This is a genomic window from Corynebacterium stercoris, assembly GCF_024160105.1.
Taxonomy (GTDB): Bacteria; Actinomycetota; Actinomycetes; order Mycobacteriales; family Mycobacteriaceae; genus Corynebacterium; species Corynebacterium stercoris.
The window spans coordinates 1-17,072 of the sequence record NZ_JAMFTQ010000005.1 but is presented as its reverse complement, the minus strand read 5'-3'; the positions used below and the strand labels follow the sequence as shown (position 1 = coordinate 17,072).

Genomic DNA, 17,072 nt, shown 5'->3' with positions numbered 1-17,072 from the left:
GCGGGAAAATTCGTCGGCATCCTGGGTGGCATGACGCATGTTGGCGAAGCCATTGTGAAAACCCTCGAGGCCCACGGGGTCAAGCGCGCCTTCCTCGTGCCCGGCGAGAGCTTCCTCGCCGTGCTGGACGGCCTGCACGACTCCCCCGTCGACGCGATTGTGTGCCGCCACGAGGGCGGCGCGTCCTTCGCGGCGGAGGCCCACGGCAAGGCCACAGGCGAGGCGGGCGTGTGCATGGTCACGCGCGGCCCCGGGGCGGCGAACGCCAAGATCGGCCTCTACACCGCGTGGCAGGACGAGACGCCGATGGTGCTCTTCGTCGGCCTCGTGCCCACCGCGGACCGCTACCGCGAGTCCTTCCAGGAGTTCGACGTGAACGCCTGGTTCGGCGACATCGCCAAAGGCGTTTACGTGGTGGACGCCCCCGAGCGCGCCTCGCGCATCGTCGCCGCCGCGTTCCACCTGGCCACGTCCGGCCGCCGCGGCCCCGTGGTGGTGGGCTTGCCGGAGGACATCATCGCCGAGGAATTCACCGGAACCATCTCCGGCCCCCACACCCGCGCCGCAGGCGCCGTCTCTCCGAGCGACCTCGAGGCCGTGGCGTCGGCGCTTCGCGGCGCGGAGCGCCCCCTCATCTTCGAGGGCGGCCAGGGCTGGACGCAGGACGCCGCCGACGCGTGGCAGCGCTTCGCCGAGGAGCACCAAATCCCAGTCCTCAACGACATGCGCTCCAGCGACAAGATCAACTTCGATTCCCCCGCCAACGCCGGCTGGCTGGGCACCGCCCGCAACGAAAAGACCGCGGAGCTTTTAGAGCGTGCCGACGTTTTGATCCAGGTCGGCGCCAAACTTTGGGACAAGCCCACGGACAATTTCGAGCTGCGCCAGGGCATGGATTGCAGGAACCTGGTGATCAGCGTCGACCCGGACCAGATCGCCAACTCCGGCGCGATCACCCACCACGTGCTCGCGGACCCGGCCACCTTCGCCAAGGCGCTGGACAGCCTCGATCTGGGCGGCAAACCGGACACCAGCGAGTGGTTCGCCGAGGCGCGGCGCATCCACGAGGACTTCAGCGCCATCCCGCCTGCCGACGCCCGCTTCCCCGACCTCCCCGAGGGTGCGGTGGATATGTACGCGGTGATGGAAGCGATCGTCGACAAGCTCGATGCCCGGGCGCTGTGCACCTACGGAGCGGGCAACCACTGCTTCTGGCCGCAGCGCTTCTTCCCCACCCGCGCGTTTCCGTCCATGCTGGCGACCCGGCTGGGCGCGATGGGGTACTCGGTGGCGTCGGCGATGGCGGCCAAGCTCGCCGATCCGGAGCGCACCGTGGTGGCGTTCACCGGCGACGGCGAGCTGATGATGAACGGCCAGGAGCTGATCACCGCCGTGCGCTACGAGACGCCGATGCTGGTCGTCGTGGTGGACAACGAGCAGTACGGCACGATTCGCGCGAACCAGGAGAAGACGTATCCGGGCCGCGTGGAGGGCACGCAGCTGGTGAACCCTGACTTTGTCATGTGGGCGCAGTCGATGGGCGCATGGGCCGAGAAGATCGAGCGCAACGACGAGGTTGCTGCGGCCGTGTCGCGGGCCTTCGAGCAGGTCGAGGCCGGCCAGGTGGCGCTGCTGCACGTGATCGTGGATCAGGACCACGCCACGCCGGAAGGCAGCGCCGAAGCGTAACCGGAGCTAGTCGCAGTCCATCTCGGCGAAGGCTTCCTCCACCGAGTCGTGCTCCTCGCGGGATTCCTCCCACACCTCCTTGAAGGCGAAGAAGTTCACCGCGGCGATGATGAGGCCAGCGATGATGATCAGGATGTTGGCCAGCGCGTCGTTGCGCGCCGCGAGCCACGCGCCGGTGGTGAGCGAGGAGCCGGCATCGCGCACGCGCAGGAGGATGACGGCGCAGATGAGGTTGACGATGAGCGCACCCACCGCCGTAACCGTCAAGCCTTCCGACGGCGGGACCTGGTTGAGCAGTTTGTGCACCACCATGGCGATCGCCGCGATGGCCGGGATGAGGATCAAACCGGCGAGTACGCCACCCACCGCGCGGCGGCGCTCGGCCGGCCACGCGACGGCGACAAACACCAGCAGGTTGATGGCGGTGTCTTCGAGGACTCGACAAAGAAGTAGGCCAAGTTGAGCAGCGCCACGATGAGCACGGCGCGGCGGATCCGTTGTGCGGTCACGCCGGGACATGCTACCCCGCCAAAGGGAAACCCCCCTCACCGGGCGCTATTTGCGCTGGTGAGAGGGGGAATTTGTGGAGCTAAGGGGAATCGAACCCCTGACCTTCGCATTGCGAACGCGACGCTCTACCAACTGAGCTATAGCCCCGCACAGCGAGCAAGGTTACTCCCGCGCGTCTCCACCTCGAAATCGCCGGGGTGAGCTGGGCTAATCGGGTCGTTATGCGACGCGGTCCTCGCGGAAGCGGCCGTGGTCCGGCTCCGGCTGGCGGTAGCGCGGGAGGTGGTCGAAATCCGGGCTCTCGTCGTCCAAGTTGAGGATCACGGAGCCTGCGCGGCGGCGCTCGCCGGCTGCCGGGGCGGGGCGCTCCACAGTGTCGACGCCTAAGCGGGCGCGGCGCAGCTGGCGCATCCGGCGGGCACGCAGGGCGCGCTCCTGCTTGACGACGCGGCGCAGCGCCACCATGAACCACACCGTCAGCGCGATCGAGATGGCGGGCAGCACCCACACCCAGCCGCCCGCGACTGTCGCGGCGACCAAGGTAATCACGCAGGCGATGATGAGGCCCAGGAAGGTGCGCTGGCGGCGCTTCTGGCGGTCGGCGCGGATCAACTCGTCACGCTTCGGATCCCAGCCGCCGCGGCCCTTGCGGGTCTCGGCGTACGCCTGGTCGTCCTCGGTCGCCTCGACGACCTCGGTGTCCTCCGCGTCCTCCGCGTCCTCCTCGGTCTCAGCCTCCAGCTCTACCTCGTCCTCGAGCTCGGCTTCCGCATCCGGCTCGGCTTCTGCCTCGTAGCCAAAGTCGGAGGGCGCGAGGTACGCTTCGTCGACCTCGTAGACGGTGGAGCCAGCCTCGGCCTTCAGCACGGAGTATGCGGTGGAGCCGCCCGATGTTTCCGTCTCCTCGGCGGCCGCAGCGTCCGCGGGCTCCTCTGCTTCTGCCTCGACGACGGGCTGCTCAATCACCGCAACGCGGGACGAACCGGCGCGCTTGGGGAAGAGCGGGCGCAGCGCCCCGTTCGTGTCGTCGATAAGCACCTGCTCCTCCTCGGCCACGGCCTCGACGACCTCGTAGTCCTCGTCGGACGCGGTGTTGTGGCGGTGCACGTCGGCAGCGGTGAGCTTCGGGCGGCGGCGGGTGGCAACTGGTGCGGTGCCGCCCTCGAGCAGCACGCGGGTTTCCTCGTAGCCTTCGCCGGAGCGGCGGATCGGCTTGTTGTTGCCCAGCACCAGCGGTGCCAGCACGATGATCCACACGACAATGATCAGCAGAATGATCAGGCTCGGGCTGCCCATCAGCACGCGCCACCTTTCGTCACAAAATTCACCCAGGGTTGTTCCCCATCACGCTATCGGCACACGCGAGACTCACCCGCCCGGCGCGCCGTGAAAGTGCCCGGCGAATTCAGCGGATGCGGCCCGCGGCAGCGAGGCGCTGCACCGCGGTCGTCGGAAAGTCCTCGATGTTCAGCGCAACGAAGTGGTGGTCGCGCCACTGGCCGTCGATGTGCAGGTTGCGGCGCATGAAGCCTTCCTCGCGGTAGCCGCAGGCTTTGAGCACGCGTCCCGACGCAGGGTTGTACGGCAAATACGTCGCGGTGACGCGGTGCATGCCCACCCGGCCGAAGGCGTGGTCCGTGCCTAGAGCACAGGCGGCGGTGGCCACGCCGCGGCCCATGTAGGGCGAGTACACCCAGTAGCCGATCCAGCATTCGCTCACCGCGCCGTGCTGGATGTTGCCGAGGGTGACCTGGCCGGCGAAATGCCCGTCGACCTCGATGACGAAGGGCACGACCGTGCCGTCGGCGGCGAGGCGCTTGAGGTTTAAGTAGCTGTTGCGCCAGGCCGCAGGCGAGTGCGCGTCGCGCCACGTGCCCTGCGTGGTGGGCTCGACGGGTTTCAGCCACTTCTCGTCCTGGATGCGCATCTGCATCCAGGCTTCCGCATCCCGCGAGGCGAGGGGGCGCAGGCGCACGTGGGAGCCGTCGCGGAGGATGACATCGCCGGTGGATTCCGGCCAGCCCGGGGTAGGTGCGCGAAAGGGCGCGAGAACACGGTCGAACATCTAGGACCGCTGCTGCAGAAACTCAACGTCCACGATATCGCCCGGGCGCACGTAGGTCACACCTTCGGGCAGGCGGATCATCGCGTTCGCCTCAGCGAAGCCGGCGAGCAGGTGCGCCGGCGATCCGTCGGCGGTGCCGAGGCTCTCCACCAGGTAGTCGCCGGTGTCCGCATCGCGCATGAGGCGGGCTCGGACGTAGCCTCGGCGCCCGCCGATCGACTCGATAGCGCGCAGGGAGCGCGCCCGCACGGCGCGGCGGCCGGTCGAGCTCTTGCCCAGGGATTTGCGGATCGCAGGGCGCACGATCGTCTCCGCGATGACGAGGGCGCTGACCGGGTTGGCGGGGAGGAGGAAGGCGGGCACGCGTTCGTCGCCGAGCAGGGCGAAGCCCTGGACCGAGCCGGGGTGCATGGCCACGCGGGTGGTGTCCACCTCCCCCAGCTCGCCGAGCACGTCCTGAATCGCGCCGGCGCCCGAGCCGCCGACGGCGCCGCAGATGATGACTAGCTCGCTGCGCGCCACGGCGGAGGCGACCACCTCGCGCAGGCGGCGCGGCTCGGCGTTTATGATGCCCACGCGGTGCACGTCCGCGCCGGCCTCCTCGGCAGCGGCGGCGACCACGTACGACGCCACGTCGTAGACCTGTCCGAGACCTGGCTCGCGGTCCACATCCACGAGCTCCAGGCCGTAGCTCATCACGGTGACGCGCGGACGCGGGTAGACCAGCACCTTGTCGCGGCCGGCGGCGGCAAGCAGGCCCACCTGGGCGGGGCCGAGGACCGCGCCCGAGCGCACGGCGATGTCGCCCGGCTGGATGTCGGCACCGGGGCGGCGCACAAATTCGCCGCTGCCGACGGGCCGGGTCGGGGTCACGCGCTTCACGCCGCGGTCGGTCCACTCGAGCGGCAGGACGGCGTCGGCAAGCGTCGGCAAGGGTGCACCCGTGGCCACGCGCACCGCCTGGCGCGGCTGCAGGCGGAGCGGCTTTTGCGAGCCGGCAGCCACTTCACCCACCACGGGCAGCGCGCCGTCGCGGGCGGGTTTGGGGGCTTCCGCGTCGGGCTGATCGCTTGCGTCGTGACGCGCGGAAAGCCCAGCGGTGCCGCCCACGTCCACGGCGCGCACCGCGTAGCCGTCTACCGCGGCCTGCGCGAAGCCCGGCAGCGGGCGGGTGGCGCTGACCTCCTCGGCGCACATCAACCCGAGGGCGTCGCCGATGCCCACGCGGACAGGCTCCGGCACCACGGCGGCATCAACGACCATGTCCAGCTGCTGTTCAACGCTGCGCATCGGCCCCGCTCCCCTCGCCTGGTTGGTGTGTGCCTACGCCTGCTCGCCGCGGGCGAGCACCTCGGGGTGCTCCGCCTCGAAATCGGCGATGATCTGCTTGATGGCGGTGTAGAGCGCCGGGCCGTACTTTTCGTCGCGCAGGCCGAAGTCCACGTTCGCCGGAATGTAGCCGCCAGGGTTGCCCAGGTCGTGGCGCTTGCCGTCGTGCACCACCACGTGCACGGGGTGGCCTTCCTGGATCATCAGCTCGATGGCGTCGGTGAGCTGCAGCTCCCCGCCCTTGCCCGGGGTGATGCGGGTCAGCGCGTCGAACACGGCGCGATCCAGCAGGTAGCGGCCCGTGGCCACCAGCGTGGAGGGTGCTTCCTCCTTGGACGGCTTCTCCACCATGCCGCGCACCTTGAGCACCTCGACGCCTGCCACGTCGCCGTCGGCGGGGACGACGTCGAAGACGCCGTAGTTGAACACCTCATCTTCGGTGACGTTGAAGGCGCAGAGCACGGAACCGCCGAACTCCTCGCGCACGCGCACCATCTTCTCCATCACCCCGGCCGGCAGTACCAAGTCATCCGGCAGCATGACGGCGACAACGTCCTCCTCCGCATCCAGCGCGGCCTCGGCGCAGCCCACCGCGTGGCCGAGACCCAGCGGCTCATCCTGCGTCACCGCCACCGCATGGATCAAGCCGTTCGCGCGGGAGACCTTCTCTGCCTGCTCGTCCTTGCCGCGTTCCATAAGGCGGTTGCGCAGCGCGGAGAATTCGCCGAAGTGGCGCATTATCTCCTGCTTCTCCGGCGCGACCACAATGGCCAGGCGCTCCGCGCCGAGCGCGGCGGCTTCCTCCGCGATCAGTTCGATGCCCGGGGTGTCCACGACGGGCAGCAGCTCCTTCGGCACCGTCTTGGTGGCCGGGAGGAACCGCGTCCCCATGCCCGCTGCCGGTACCACCACCGTGCGCACGGCGGGCTGGGCGGAATCCGGGGCGAGATCGTGAGACTTCTGCATAAGGTGTGAGTTTACCCGCCTACGCGCGCTGCCCCGTATCCGACTCGGCCGTGGGAAGATGTGCGCATGAGCGAGACCACTGCCGCCCGCAAGCAGGAACTCCGCACCGCGATCTCCGCCCAGCGCGTTCAGCGCAAGGCGCAGCCCGGGGCTCAGGCGCTTCTCGACGAAAGTTTGCTTAGCGCCACCCTGGATTGCCTCGCGCACTTCGGTGTTTCCGGTTCCGTCGCCGCCTATGCCCCGCTGCCTTCCGAGCCCGGCCCTGCGGACTTCCCCGCGCGCCTCGCCGCCGCGGGCCACAAGGTGTGGCTGCCCATTTCGCTGCCAAACGGCATTCTCGCGTGGGCCCAGGCGGATGGCGCGACGCGTCCCGGTGCGCTCGGCATTACCGAACCTTCAGGCCCCCGCTTCAACTCCAACGTGCTGAAATCGTGCGAGCTGATCCTCGCTCCCGCGATGGCGGTGGACGTGCGCGGCATGCGCCTGGGCAAGGGCGCGGGCTACTACGATCGGGCCCTTGCCGGCCTTGAGGTACCCGTCGCGGCCGTGGTCTACGACGAAGAATGCTTGGACGCCGTCCCCCACGACCCGCACGACGTGCCCGTCTCCGCCGTGATCACCCCGAGCAGCTTTAAGGTGATTTCGCGCGCTTAGGGAACCGGCGGCGCGATCCGTGCGTCTAATACGCATGGACACTGTATTTATAGACCGCTTTCACGCCATCACACGACCCGGCCACCACCGCAGCACTCTGGTCCGGCGCGCACTCGCCGCGGCGCTGGTGCTGGTTGCGCTGGGCAGCATGCTTCTCGACGCACGCAGCGCCGACCCCCTCGTCCTCACCTTCGCCGCACCCGTGCCTGCCGGTGCCGTACTCACGTCTGCGGATCTCGCTGCGGTGCGTCTGCCGGCGGCCATCGTGCCGGAGGGGGCGCTCACCGAGGTTGCCCAGGCGGAGGGACAGATCCTCGCCGCCGGCGCAGCGCCCGGTGAGGTGGTGACGGCGACACGGCTGGTCGGCCCCGACCTCTTCACAGCCCTGGTAGCCGAGGAACCGCCCGGCGAGGCTTTCACCATGGTGCCGGTGCCGTTGGCTGAGCCGGACATCTTGCCGATGCTGCGCCACGGCGCGCGGGTGGATGTGATCGGCGAGGGCCCCGCGATCGTCGCTGCTGGCGGGCGAATTGTCACCGTCGGCGAAGCGGGCACGGTGCTGGTGCTCTTGCGCCAAACGCAGGCGGCCGCGGTAGCGGCGGCCTCGCTCACCGACCCGTTGACGGTGGTGCTCAGCGCAGGCTAATCGCCGTGGTGGGGCGGGCGCTCGCTCTCGTAGAACTCCTTGCCGGTGAGCTGCTCGTCCGCGAACTCGTCGAGCTCGACCACGCGCTCCGCATCGGCCGCGGTCTCCACGCCCTCCGGGGCGGTGTCCGCAGTGCGGTCATAATCTACGTCTGCCACGCGGCGGGCACGCCGGCGCTGGCGGGGTTCTGGCGCCATGGTTCTTACGCGACGCTGTGCTCGTTGAGCTCTGCGATGAGGTGCTGGACTAGGGGGCCGATCGTGGCCACGCCGTCGCGGATCGCCTGGCGGCTCGGCGCGAGGTTCACCACCACCGTTGAGCCGGACACGCCGCAGATGCCGCGGGAGGTGCATGCGTCCACCGCGCCGCACGCCTGGCCGGAGGAGCGGATCGCCTGGCTGACGCCCGGGACCATCTTGTCGATCACCGCGCGGGTGGCCTCCGGCGTCTTGTCGCGCGCGCCCACGCCCGTGCCGCCGATGGTGAGCACCAGGTCGACGCCGCCGACCACGCCGGTCTCGATCGCCTTGCGGATCTCGGACTTCTTCGACTTCGCGCGCACGACCGCGTCCACCTGGAAGCCGATCTCCGTGAGCAACTCAGAGACCATGGTGTGCGTCTTATCGCCCGGTCCCTCGAAGCGGCGGTCCCCCACCAGCACCACAAGGGCGCACGGGGTGTTCGGCGTATCGCCCTCCAGCTCGGAGGCGCGCAGCAGCTCCTCGTCCGGCTCAAGGAAATCGAGCGAATCCTGGGGGACAGACATACGTTGTTGCCTACTCTCTCGCGGGCGTCAAGGGCGGGAATGTTCGTGTGGGATGTTACTCGCTACTCAGCGTCACATCTACCGTTCTCAGGGAGTTATCCGGCGAACGCACCTCGAGCGTGACGGTCTCGCCGAACCCGCGGGAACGGGTCGCCGCGATAAGTGCGTCGGCCGAATCGATGAGCCTGTCGTTGAGCCGCGTGACAGTCTCACCCGCTGTAAGCCCGGCCGCCTCCGCCGGACTGCCCGGCTGGACACCGGAGATAAGCGCGCCGTCGGTACCGCTTTCGAGCACGCTGACCTGCACGCCGAGCATCGGCTGGGTGGCTTCGCCCCTCTCAATAAGCTGCTGCGCCACGCGCTGCGCGAAGTTGGACGGGATGGCGAAGCCCAGGCCGATCGACCCGCCGGAGGCGGAGCGGCCGAACCCTCCGGAGGACAGCGACGCAATCACCGAGTTCATGCCGATGAGGCGGCCCTGCATGTCCACGAGCGGGCCGCCGGAGTTGCCGGGGTTGATCGCGGCGTCGGTCTGGATGCCGTCCATGAGCGAGCTCTCACCCCCGCCCTGCCCCGCGCGCACCGGGCGGTTGAGCGCGGAGACGATGCCGCTGGTCACCGTTGCGGAGAGCCCCAGCGGCGAGCCGACCGCCACCACCTGCTGGCCGACGCGCAGACTGTCCGAGTCGCCGAACTCGATGACCGGCAGATCGGTCACACCCTCGATCTTGAGCACGCCGATGTCCGTGTTCACGTCGGACGCGACGTAGGTGGCCGGGTGCCGCGAGCCGTCGTTCAGCGTCACGGTGATCTGGGATTGCTCGCTCGCCCCCGCCTCGATGACGTGGTGGTTGGTGAGCACGTAGCCGTCGGAAGAAATGATCGACCCGGAGCCCTCCGCAACACCGCGCGTGCCCTGCACCTCGATGGACACAACCGTCGGCAAGACCGCGGCAGCGACCTTCTCCACCGACCCGTCCGGCGCCTCCTCGAGGCTCTCGCGCACCGGCTGCTCCAGCGCGTTCTGGGTTTCGCTCTGCTGCGCGTTTCCGCTTCCCGCCGATCCCGCCACGTACCCGGCGCCGGCGCCCACGATGAGCGAGGTCACCACCGCCGCCGCCACCGCAGGCCACACACTGGGGCGCTTGGGCTTCTCGACGTTCGCTTGCGTCACCGTAGGCCCGTAGGCGGTGGCGTAAGGGTCAGTAACGGGGATGGGTGCAGTGCCGTGCGGTTCCTGCGGCGGGTAGGCGGTACTCATGCGCGACATTGTGCCGTACTGCTCTGTGGGGTCACTTCCGGGCGGGAAACACGAAGCGCAATGTTGCCTGTGCGTTTGCTTAATCCCCGTCGGGCGGCACGCGGCCGGGGAACACGACGCGGAAACGGGCGCCGCCGTCGTCGGACTCCTCCACGTAGACCTTGGCGTCGTGGCGTTCCAGCACCTGTTTGGTGATGGCGAGGCCAAGTCCCGAGCCGGGCGTGGACCGCGTCTCGGTCGCGCGGTAGAAGCGGTGGAAGACGCGCTCGCGCTCCTCAGGCGGAATGCCGGGGCCCGAATCGTCGACCATGAGCACTGCCCGGCGCTGCGATGCCTCAAGAGAAATACGCACCCTCCCGCCCGGCGGCGACCACTTCGCGGCGTTATCGATGATGTTCAGCGGCGCGCGCAGCATGGCGTCGCGGTCGCCGTACATCAACCAGGGCTCCAGAGCGACATCGAAAAACAGGTCGGGGCGGCGCCGGTTGCAGCGTTGTGCTGCCTCGTCGAGTACCTCGTCGAGGCGGAACTCCTCCGACACCTGGCCCGGGGCCTCCTCGCGGGCGAGGTCGACGAGGCTGCTGATCAACGCGGTCATCTCGTCCATCTGGGCGATCACGTCGCGCTCGATGGCTTCGCGCTCCTCCGCGGGCAACTCGTCGGCACGCCCAGTCCGGTGCGCGAGCAGGAGCAGTTCAATGTTGGTGCGCATCGATGTCAGCGGGGTTTTCAGCTCGTGGCCGGCGTCTGCGACGAGTTGGGCTTGGGTGGTGCGCATCTTCTGCAGCGTCTGCACCATGTCGTTGAAGGAGCGGCTCACGCTCGCCAACTCGTCATCGCCCTCGACGGGGACGAATCGCAGCTCGCCGGTGCGCGTCACGTCGTCGACGGTTTCCTTGAGCCGGGCGAAGGGGCGGATGGCGACGGCGGGAACCACCAACACCACGGCGGTGGTGAGCAGCACCCCGAGGCCGAACAGCAGAAGCAGCGCGCCGCCGACGCGCCCGAGGATTCTGCCGTGCGGATCCACGTGCTGCGCGAGCGCGACCACCTCGCCCTCCGCGGTGCGCAGCGCGACAACGCGGCTGTCTCCGATGGAGCGCGTGGAGCGCTCGTCGCCGCTCGGCTGTTGGATGAAGGTGCCGCCAACGGGCACCGGGTCGCCGATGAACGCCTCCGTCCAGGTGGGTGAAACGGCAGCCCGGACCAGGGGGTTGGCTTCCTTGAACGCGCTCACGGCGCTGCGGACGTCGGCAGGATCCCTGCTCTCAATCTCGCGGATCTCGTGTACCAGCGCGCAGGAGCGGTCGTTGAGCTCCATGTCCAGCACGGAGTTGCGCGCCGCGGTGGCGGCCCAGTAGCCGATGCCGCCGGCGAGCACGATGCCGAGCACCAGCAGCATGCCTGTCAGCGCGGCGAGCTGCGCGCGCAATGAAAGGCCCGATCCGAACAGCGCTGCGGGCGTGAAGCTCGGGGCCTCGCCATCGTCCTCCGGGTTGCGCAGCTCATACAGCGCGGCAGATTGCCGCAGGATCACGGAGCGTTCTCCCGCAGAACGTAACCCACACCGCGCACGGTGTGGATCAGCCGCGACTCCCCTTCCAGCTCGGTCTTCTTGCGCAGGTAACCAATGTAGACCTCCAGCGCGTTACCTGAGGTGGGGAAATCGTAGCCCCACACATCCTCCAGGATCTGCTGGCGCGAGAGTACGCGGCGGGCATTCGTCATCAGGAGGTGCAGCAAAGAGAACTCGGTGCGCGTGAGCGTGATCTGGCGCTCGCCGCGGTGCACCTCGCGCGTCTCGGTGTTCAGCGAGAGATCCTCGAAGCTGATCGTCGCGTCCTCCAGAGAGGTCCCGTCTGAGGAGAGGTCCTGGGTGCGGCGCAGCAGCGAGCGCACGCGCGCGAGCAGCTCCTCCAGCGCGAAAGGTTTCGGCAAGTAATCGTCCGCACCAGCGTCCAGGCCAGCGACCCGGTCCGCCACGCCCTCCCGCGCCGTGAGCATGAGCACCGGCGAGAGGTCCCCCTCCTCACGAAGCACGCGGCACACCTCGAGCCCGTCCATCTTCGGCATCATCACGTCGAGCACCGTCAGGTCGGGCCGCTCAGTACGGATCTTCTCCAGGGCCTCCTCGCCGTCCTCGGCGAGCACGACCTCGTAGCCGTTGAAGCGCAGGGAGCGCCGGAGCGAATCGCGCACCGCCTGCTCATCATCAACGACAAGTATTTTCATACGGCTCATCATAAACGATGCATCTTCCGGTCACCGGGCATGAAAAAACCGGACCCGTTCGCTCGGAACGGTCCGGTTTCGCAGGGAATCGTCGTAAAGCTTAGAACTGCTCGACGTCGATCAGGCCAGCCTGAGCAGCCTTCACCAGGCGGCGCGGGATGCGAACCTCCTGGCCGTCGATCTTGACGGTCTGCAGGTCAGCGTTGTCTGCCTTCCACTGCGCGCGACGCATGCGGGTGTTCGCGCGGGACATACGGAACTTCGGGGTTGCCATTTAAGTGTCTCCTCTCCGGCCTTAGTTAGCGGACTTCTTCTTACGGCGGGCCATGCCGCCGAAACGCTGGTTGAACTTCTCAACACGGCCGGCGGTGTCCATGAGACGCTGTGCGCCGGTCCAGAACGGGTGGGACTCAGCGGTCACATCGACAACCACGAGCGGGTACTCGTTGCCGTCCTCCCACTGCTCGGTGCGGTCGGACTTCAGGGTGGAGCGCGTCAGGAACTTGTGGCCCGTGTTCGCGTCCTGGAAAATCACCGGGTGGTAATCCGGGTGAATGTCATTCCTCATATGGATCTGTCTCCCTCAGGATTGAACTTCAGGTCGGTTCCTGCCGCGGGAAAATGGCGTGCGGGATCGTGCCTGAGTTGGGATCGTGGTCTTTTCGTCCGGCATTCGCCAGACAACCCGCAATATATTACTGCGCACGAGCGGGGTTTCCTAATTGCGCGGAAGTCTCTGACCTGTTGTAGATTGTGCAGCCGTCATCCACAGACGGTTATATTAAGGAGTTTGCATGATTCAGGGCTTCAAAGATTTCATTTTGCGCGGCAACGTCATCGACCTCGCAGTCGGTGTGGTTATCGGTGCAGCGTTCACCGCTGTTGTCACGGCGTTCTCGGACAACATCATCAACCCGCTGATCGCTTCCATCGGCGGCGTCGACTTCTCCCCCCTCGGCGTCCACGTCATCCCGGGCAACGACGCGACCTTCATCGACTTCGGTGCGCTGATCACCGCCATCATCAACTTCCTGCTCATCGCGGCAGTTGTGTACTTCATCATCGTTGCCCCGATGAACAAGCTGGATGAGGCCCAGAAGCGCCGCAAGGGCATCGACCCGGAGGCCCCGGCTCCGACCGAGACCGAGCTGCTCAGCGAGATCCGCGACCTGCTCGCCGCCCAGCCCGGCCAGGCGCCTCGTACGCCCAATGCATAGCTAACTCCACGGGCCCGCGCGGGAAGAACCGCAGCCACAGAAGGCTTAAGCCGATCAGCACCCCGCACAGAGCCAGGTAAATCAGCGTGACCCACAGCGTCTGCCACTCACCGGCAGTCACCCGGGCCGCGCCGAGGCCAAAATCGTAGAACACGATGGAGGCCAAGATGTTCTGAAGCAGATAGCACGTGAGTGCCATCCTGCCCAAAGCCGCCAAAGCGCTGCCCACAGCGCCGAGGCGGTTGTCTCGTTTCACGTAGTACGCGGCGATCAGCGCGAGCACACCGAAGGCGACGACGGTGGAGCTGACGTAGCGGGTGAACGCCGCCGCGGCGCCGCTGGCGAACAGGCGCAGGCCCCAGTCGAGCGGGAGGCCGACGCCGAGGCCGACGAGCATCACCTTGCGCCGCAACGCGGCCATCGCCGGCTGGAACAGGCCCGCGCGGTACAGCCGCGCGGCGAGGATGAAGACGCCGAGGCCCATCAGCACCATGATCGGGATCTCGAAACGGCCATTGACAAAGTCCGCGAGGCGCGTGCGCACCATGTCGAAGTAGTTGCTGGTGTCGGTGTACAGGGCCAGGCCCCCGTCGGCAGCCGCAGCGTCGTCTGCGGCGATTTGCGCTTCTTGCCATTCCTCGCCGGCCCAGTTGGCCACCCACAAGGCGCTGAGGGAAATTAGGGCCATGATGATCGTGTGCAGGCTGAGACCGATCCACATCCAGACCTTCTGCACTTTCTCGCTGCGTGCCAGGATCGGCGCGACGGCGAGCGCGGTGAGTCCGTAGCCCATGAGCACGTCGAACTCGAAGATGAAGATGTAATTCAACAGGCCCTCTCCGACCAGAATGGCCGCGCGCCAGTAGTAGCGGCCGGGCCAGCGCTCGCCGCGCTTGAGGGCGGATTGGCGCTGGATCTCGAGGCCGATGCCGAACATGATGGTGAGCAGGCCGAGGAACTTGCCGTCGGTGATTAAGTAGGACAGGCCGCTGAAAAGCGCGTCGGCAAGCTCGAGCCCGGAACCGTGCGCGGCGACGTCGGCGATCTCGCCGGCGACGGTGTAGTTCGGGTCGAGTGCAGCCTCCAATACACTGCTGTCCAGGTTCCAGGTGGCGAAGATCCAGATGTTCGTGGCCAGGGTGCCCAAAATGGCCAGCCCGCGGGCGACATCGAGGGCGACAATGCGCCGGTAGGTGGTGAACTCCGCCCGCTTGGCGGCTGAGTGTTGCATGGCGGCGATGCTAACAAAAGCGATTAGGAATACGCCGGGCCAGCGTGTAGGGTTGTCTCTCGCTGTTGTCGAAGTACACGTTTACGCCTGCGTCAACCGATTGCACCTGTTCCGATGCGTGGTAGCGGCCCTCACTCCGCTCGCCTTTGCCGGGACATTCCTCACCTGCAGTCAGTGCGTGGGCGGCAGAAGTAAAGGAAGTCAACCCATGTCGGCACATTGCCAGGTCACGGGACGGAAGCCGCAGTTCGGCAAGACCGTCTCGCACTCGCACCGCCGCCACTCGCGCCGTTGGAACCCCAACGTGCAGAAGCGCCGGTTCTACCTGCCCTCCGAGGGCCGTACCATCACCCTGACCGTTTCCACCAAGGGCCTGAAGATCATCGATCGCGACGGCATCGAGTCCGTTGTCGCCCAGATCCGCGCACGAGGTGAGAAGGTCTAATGGCACGTAACGATATTCGCCCGATTATCAAGCTCAAGAGCACCGCGGGCACTGGTTTCACCTACGTCACCCGCAAGAACAAGCGCAACAACCCGGATCGCATCACGCTGAAGAAGTACGACCCGGTTGTGCGCAAGCACGTCGAATTCCGCGAGGAGCGATAATCAATGGCTAAGAAGTCCAAGATCGCTAAGAACGAGCAGCGCAAGGAGATCGTCGCACGTTACGCAGAGCGCCGTAACGAGCTGAAGGCGATCATCCGCAACCCGGAGACCTCCGACGAGGACCGTCTCGACGCTCAGTTTGAGCTCAACCGTCAGCCGCGCGACGCCTCCCCGGTGCGCGTGCGCAACCGCGACTCGCGTGACGGCCGCCCGCGCGGCTACCTCCGCAAGTTCGGTGTTTCCCGTGTCCGTATGCGCGAGATGGCTCACCGCGGTGAGCTGCCTGGCGTCCGCAAGTCTTCGTGGTAAGGAGGAACGCACACTATGAAGCGCAATAACACCCGCAAGCCGCGCATGGAGCAGTCCCGCCGCCCGAAGAAGAACCCGCTCAAGGCCAAGGGCATTGAGACCGTGGACTACAAGGATGTTGAGACCCTGCGTCTTTTCATCTCGGATCGCCACAAGATCCGCTCCCGCCGCGTCACCGGCCTGACCCCGCAGCAGCAGCGTCAGGTTGCCACCGCCGTGAAGAACGCGCGCGAGATGGCTCTTCTGCCGTTCACCAGCCGCTAAACCCTAGCGGTAACGACGTCAGCAGCGTAGCCTTCGGCTAAACAAAGACCCGCTCTCCCCCACCGGGGTTGAGAGCGGGTCTTTTCGTGTTTGGCTAGCAGGGCGGATTCTAGGGGTCGTTGCAACATTTCCTAGCTTTCAGCTAAACCTAACAGCTCCGCCATCCGCTCCGCAGGAGTAGCAAAACCCAACGTCTTACGCGGCCGACAATTCAACCGATGAGCAACAAGCTCCAACTCCTCCCGCCCATAAACACTCAAATCCGCACCTTTCGGAAAATACTGACGCAACAACCCATTAGTGTTCTCATTCGTCCCCCGCTGCCACGGCGACCCCGGATCACAGAAATACACCGGACAATCCGTCGCAATGCTAAACGACCTATGACCAGCCATCTCTGAACCCTGATCCCAGGTCAACGACCCCCGAAGATGCTGCGGCAACGTCATAATCGCCTCCACCAGCGCATCACGCACCGCCACCGCACCATGCCCATCCGGCAAATGCAGCAACATCACATACCGCGTCGTCCGCTCCACCAACGTCCCAATCGCAGACCTTCCACCTGCACCGATAATCAGATCACCCTCCCAATGCCCCGGCACAGCCCGATCCTCAACAACAGCAGGACGATCGGCAATCATGATCATCGGATCAATAAACCGACTCCTCGCAACACGCTGACCACGCGGTTTACGCCGCGTCCGCCCCGTACGAAGGGCATGGGCCACCACCTTCTTCAACTCGCCTCTGGCCTGGCAATACAGCTCTTGATAGATCGTTTCATGACTCACATGCATAGTCTCATCGCCAGGGAATTCCCTGCGCAACCGGCCAGCCACCTGCTCAGGGGAAAACTCCATCCGCAACCACTGCCACACCTGCTGTTTCAACCGCGGATTCGCCGCAATCTTCGACACCTTCGGCCGAAACCTCCGAAGCGTTGACTTCCGGTGCGCCTCATACGGGCGATAAATGCCATCATCACCACTATTGCGACTAATCTCGCGCGAAATCGTCCCCGGATCACGCCCAAGCTCACGCGCAATCGCCCGAACCGATAAATTCCGATTCACCCGATCCGCGATGCGCTCCCGCTCCACCAACGACAAGTACCGCCGGTCAATCACCTTCTCCACCGCAGCCTGCGGCAACACCTCCACCGGAACACTGACCCGGCCATCAACATACGCAAGAACCTGCATAAGCCGTTTATAGCGATAAACTGCCTGGCCATCAGGCACAAACGGCACACGCCGACCACGTGTTTTAATCACCCCCTTATCAACATCAAGCGCACCACGTAACCCCATCCCACACGCAG

General features: G+C 66.5%; 22 protein-coding genes and 1 tRNA gene. 8 read left to right on the top strand and 15 right to left on the bottom strand.

Going from position 1 to position 17,072, the window contains the following annotated elements; translation table 11 throughout:
- Positions 1-30 precede the first annotated feature (30 nt).
- Positions 31-1,689: a thiamine pyrophosphate-dependent enzyme gene (locus M5J20_RS05565; RefSeq protein WP_253577368.1), complete on the top strand. Its 1,659-nt coding sequence runs from the start codon at positions 31-33 to the stop codon at positions 1,687-1,689.
- 6 nt (positions 1,690-1,695) lie between these two features.
- Here the strand turns inward: M5J20_RS05565 and M5J20_RS05560 are convergent, their stop codons facing one another.
- The 6 genes from M5J20_RS05560 to M5J20_RS05535 all read right to left on the bottom strand — a co-directional run bounded on the left by M5J20_RS05560 (position 1,696) and on the right by M5J20_RS05535 (position 6,559).
- Positions 1,696-2,208 (bottom strand): cation transporter, encoded by a 513-nt coding sequence (locus tag M5J20_RS05560; protein WP_253577366.1) that lies wholly within the window; start codon positions 2,206-2,208, stop codon positions 1,696-1,698.
- Positions 2,209-2,273: 65 nt separating this feature from the next.
- Positions 2,274-2,346, bottom strand: a tRNA-Ala gene (locus M5J20_RS05555).
- Between the two features lie 72 nt (positions 2,347-2,418).
- A complete protein-coding gene (sepX, locus tag M5J20_RS05550; RefSeq protein ID WP_367614902.1) occupies positions 2,419-3,495 on the bottom strand; it encodes a divisome protein SepX/GlpR in 1,077 nt (358 codons plus the stop codon).
- A gap of 109 nt (positions 3,496-3,604) precedes the next feature.
- On the bottom strand, positions 3,605-4,264 hold the full coding sequence (locus tag M5J20_RS05545) for a GNAT family N-acetyltransferase (protein ID WP_253577362.1): 660 nt from the start codon (positions 4,262-4,264) through the stop codon (positions 3,605-3,607).
- A complete protein-coding gene (gene glp, locus M5J20_RS05540) occupies positions 4,265-5,554 on the bottom strand; it encodes a molybdotransferase-like divisome protein Glp (RefSeq protein WP_253577360.1) in 1,290 nt (429 codons plus the stop codon).
- Between the two features lie 33 nt (positions 5,555-5,587).
- Complete coding sequence (locus M5J20_RS05535) at positions 5,588-6,559, bottom strand: UTP--glucose-1-phosphate uridylyltransferase (RefSeq protein WP_253577358.1); 972 nt, start codon at positions 6,557-6,559, stop codon at positions 5,588-5,590.
- A 66-nt stretch (positions 6,560-6,625) separates the two neighbouring features.
- Here M5J20_RS05535 and M5J20_RS05530 point away from each other — a divergent pair, with 66 nt between their 5' ends.
- Positions 6,626-7,213, top strand: coding sequence for a 5-formyltetrahydrofolate cyclo-ligase (locus tag M5J20_RS05530; protein ID WP_253577356.1), 588 nt, complete (start codon positions 6,626-6,628; stop codon positions 7,211-7,213).
- Positions 7,214-7,247: 34 nt separating this feature from the next.
- The gene (locus tag M5J20_RS05525) at positions 7,248-7,859 is read left to right on the top strand and encodes an SAF domain-containing protein (RefSeq protein ID WP_253577355.1); all 612 of its coding nucleotides are present in this window, start codon (positions 7,248-7,250) and stop codon (positions 7,857-7,859) included.
- Here M5J20_RS05525 and M5J20_RS05520 read toward each other — a convergent pair.
- From M5J20_RS05520 to M5J20_RS05490, 7 genes are all read right to left on the bottom strand, one after another.
- Positions 7,856-8,056 carry a hypothetical protein gene (locus M5J20_RS05520; protein ID WP_253577353.1) on the bottom strand — a complete coding sequence of 67 codons (201 nt, stop codon included), beginning with the start codon at positions 8,054-8,056 and terminating at the stop codon, positions 7,856-7,858. The genes M5J20_RS05525 and M5J20_RS05520 overlap by 4 nt on opposite strands.
- A 5-nt stretch (positions 8,057-8,061) precedes the next feature.
- The gene (locus M5J20_RS05515; RefSeq protein ID WP_253577352.1) at positions 8,062-8,625 is read right to left on the bottom strand and encodes a MogA/MoaB family molybdenum cofactor biosynthesis protein; all 564 of its coding nucleotides are present in this window, start codon (positions 8,623-8,625) and stop codon (positions 8,062-8,064) included.
- Positions 8,626-8,680: 55 nt separating this feature from the next.
- Entirely contained in the window at positions 8,681-9,886 is a 1,206-nt protein-coding gene (locus M5J20_RS05510) for a S1C family serine protease (RefSeq protein WP_253577350.1), read from the bottom strand.
- Between the two features lie 79 nt (positions 9,887-9,965).
- Positions 9,966-11,423: a sensor histidine kinase gene (locus M5J20_RS05505; protein ID WP_253577348.1), complete on the bottom strand. Its 1,458-nt coding sequence runs from the start codon at positions 11,421-11,423 to the stop codon at positions 9,966-9,968.
- Positions 11,420-12,118: a response regulator transcription factor gene (locus tag M5J20_RS05500; RefSeq protein WP_253577346.1), complete on the bottom strand. Its 699-nt coding sequence runs from the start codon at positions 12,116-12,118 to the stop codon at positions 11,420-11,422. Before M5J20_RS05500 ends, M5J20_RS05505 begins: the two co-directional genes overlap by 4 nt.
- Before the next feature lie 100 nt (positions 12,119-12,218).
- Positions 12,219-12,392, bottom strand: a complete 174-nt coding sequence (rpmF, locus tag M5J20_RS05495) for a 50S ribosomal protein L32 (RefSeq protein WP_253577344.1) — start codon at positions 12,390-12,392, stop codon at positions 12,219-12,221.
- Positions 12,393-12,413: 21 nt separating this feature from the next.
- Positions 12,414-12,686 (bottom strand): type B 50S ribosomal protein L31, encoded by a 273-nt coding sequence (locus M5J20_RS05490; RefSeq protein WP_253577342.1) that lies wholly within the window; start codon positions 12,684-12,686, stop codon positions 12,414-12,416.
- A 226-nt stretch (positions 12,687-12,912) separates the two neighbouring features.
- Here M5J20_RS05490 and mscL point away from each other — a divergent pair, with 226 nt between their 5' ends.
- The gene (gene mscL, locus M5J20_RS05485; protein ID WP_253577339.1) at positions 12,913-13,335 is read left to right on the top strand and encodes a large-conductance mechanosensitive channel protein MscL; all 423 of its coding nucleotides are present in this window, start codon (positions 12,913-12,915) and stop codon (positions 13,333-13,335) included.
- Here mscL and M5J20_RS05480 read toward each other — a convergent pair.
- Entirely contained in the window at positions 13,271-14,566 is a 1,296-nt protein-coding gene (locus tag M5J20_RS05480) for a DUF418 domain-containing protein (RefSeq protein ID WP_253577337.1), read from the bottom strand. The genes mscL and M5J20_RS05480 overlap by 65 nt on opposite strands.
- Positions 14,567-14,774: 208 nt before the next feature.
- On the opposite strand from M5J20_RS05480, the gene rpmB reads away from it, so the two are divergent.
- The 4 genes from rpmB to rpsR are packed head-to-tail and all read left to right on the top strand — an operon-like array spanning position 14,775 to position 15,748.
- On the top strand, positions 14,775-15,011 hold the full coding sequence (gene rpmB / locus M5J20_RS05475; RefSeq protein ID WP_253577336.1) for a 50S ribosomal protein L28: 237 nt from the start codon (positions 14,775-14,777) through the stop codon (positions 15,009-15,011).
- Positions 15,011-15,175: a 50S ribosomal protein L33 gene (gene rpmG / locus M5J20_RS05470; protein WP_006841072.1), complete on the top strand. Its 165-nt coding sequence runs from the start codon at positions 15,011-15,013 to the stop codon at positions 15,173-15,175. The genes rpmB and rpmG overlap by 1 nt, the downstream gene beginning before the upstream one ends.
- A 3-nt stretch (positions 15,176-15,178) precedes the next feature.
- Complete coding sequence (gene rpsN, locus M5J20_RS05465; RefSeq protein WP_066530427.1) at positions 15,179-15,484, top strand: 30S ribosomal protein S14; 306 nt, start codon at positions 15,179-15,181, stop codon at positions 15,482-15,484.
- Between the two features lie 15 nt (positions 15,485-15,499).
- Complete coding sequence (gene rpsR / locus M5J20_RS05460; protein WP_253577334.1) at positions 15,500-15,748, top strand: 30S ribosomal protein S18; 249 nt, start codon at positions 15,500-15,502, stop codon at positions 15,746-15,748.
- Between the two features lie 131 nt (positions 15,749-15,879).
- Here the strand turns inward: rpsR and M5J20_RS05455 are convergent, their stop codons facing one another.
- Positions 15,880-17,061, bottom strand: a complete 1,182-nt coding sequence (locus tag M5J20_RS05455; protein ID WP_437177625.1) for an IS30 family transposase — start codon at positions 17,059-17,061, stop codon at positions 15,880-15,882.
- Between the last annotated feature and the right edge of the window lie 11 nt (positions 17,062-17,072).

Coding starts and splice junctions, on each gene's coding strand:
- mscL (WP_253577339.1), top strand. CDS start 12,913: ATGATTCAGGGCTTCAAAGATTTCATTTTGCGCGGCAACGTCATCGAC.
- rpmB (WP_253577336.1), top strand. CDS start 14,775: ATGTCGGCACATTGCCAGGTCACGGGACGGAAGCCGCAGTTCGGCAAG.
- rpsR (WP_253577334.1), top strand. CDS start 15,500: ATGAAGCGCAATAACACCCGCAAGCCGCGCATGGAGCAGTCCCGCCGC.
- M5J20_RS05535 (WP_253577358.1), bottom strand. CDS start 6,559: ATGCAGAAGTCTCACGATCTCGCCCCGGATTCCGCCCAGCCCGCCGTG.
- M5J20_RS05490 (WP_253577342.1), bottom strand. CDS start 12,686: ATGAGGAATGACATTCACCCGGATTACCACCCGGTGATTTTCCAGGAC.
- M5J20_RS05455 (WP_437177625.1), bottom strand. CDS start 17,061: ATGGGGTTACGTGGTGCGCTTGATGTTGATAAGGGGGTGATTAAAACA.
- M5J20_RS05515 (WP_253577352.1), bottom strand. CDS start 8,625: ATGTCTGTCCCCCAGGATTCGCTCGATTTCCTTGAGCCGGACGAGGAG.
- M5J20_RS05560 (WP_253577366.1), bottom strand. CDS start 2,208: ATGTCCCGGCGTGACCGCACAACGGATCCGCCGCGCCGTGCTCATCGT.
- M5J20_RS05565 (WP_253577368.1), top strand. CDS start 31: ATGACGCATGTTGGCGAAGCCATTGTGAAAACCCTCGAGGCCCACGGG.
- M5J20_RS05480 (WP_253577337.1), bottom strand. CDS start 14,566: ATGCAACACTCAGCCGCCAAGCGGGCGGAGTTCACCACCTACCGGCGC.
- rpmG (WP_006841072.1), top strand. CDS start 15,011: ATGGCACGTAACGATATTCGCCCGATTATCAAGCTCAAGAGCACCGCG.
- M5J20_RS05520 (WP_253577353.1), bottom strand. CDS start 8,056: ATGGCGCCAGAACCCCGCCAGCGCCGGCGTGCCCGCCGCGTGGCAGAC.
- glp (WP_253577360.1), bottom strand. CDS start 5,554: ATGCGCAGCGTTGAACAGCAGCTGGACATGGTCGTTGATGCCGCCGTG.
- M5J20_RS05530 (WP_253577356.1), top strand. CDS start 6,626: ATGAGCGAGACCACTGCCGCCCGCAAGCAGGAACTCCGCACCGCGATC.
- M5J20_RS05545 (WP_253577362.1), bottom strand. CDS start 4,264: ATGTTCGACCGTGTTCTCGCGCCCTTTCGCGCACCTACCCCGGGCTGG.
- rpmF (WP_253577344.1), bottom strand. CDS start 12,392: ATGGCAACCCCGAAGTTCCGTATGTCCCGCGCGAACACCCGCATGCGT.
- M5J20_RS05500 (WP_253577346.1), bottom strand. CDS start 12,118: ATGAAAATACTTGTCGTTGATGATGAGCAGGCGGTGCGCGATTCGCTC.
- M5J20_RS05525 (WP_253577355.1), top strand. CDS start 7,248: ATGGACACTGTATTTATAGACCGCTTTCACGCCATCACACGACCCGGC.
- M5J20_RS05510 (WP_253577350.1), bottom strand. CDS start 9,886: ATGAGTACCGCCTACCCGCCGCAGGAACCGCACGGCACTGCACCCATC.
- rpsN (WP_066530427.1), top strand. CDS start 15,179: ATGGCTAAGAAGTCCAAGATCGCTAAGAACGAGCAGCGCAAGGAGATC.
- sepX (WP_367614902.1), bottom strand. CDS start 3,495: ATGGGCAGCCCGAGCCTGATCATTCTGCTGATCATTGTCGTGTGGATC.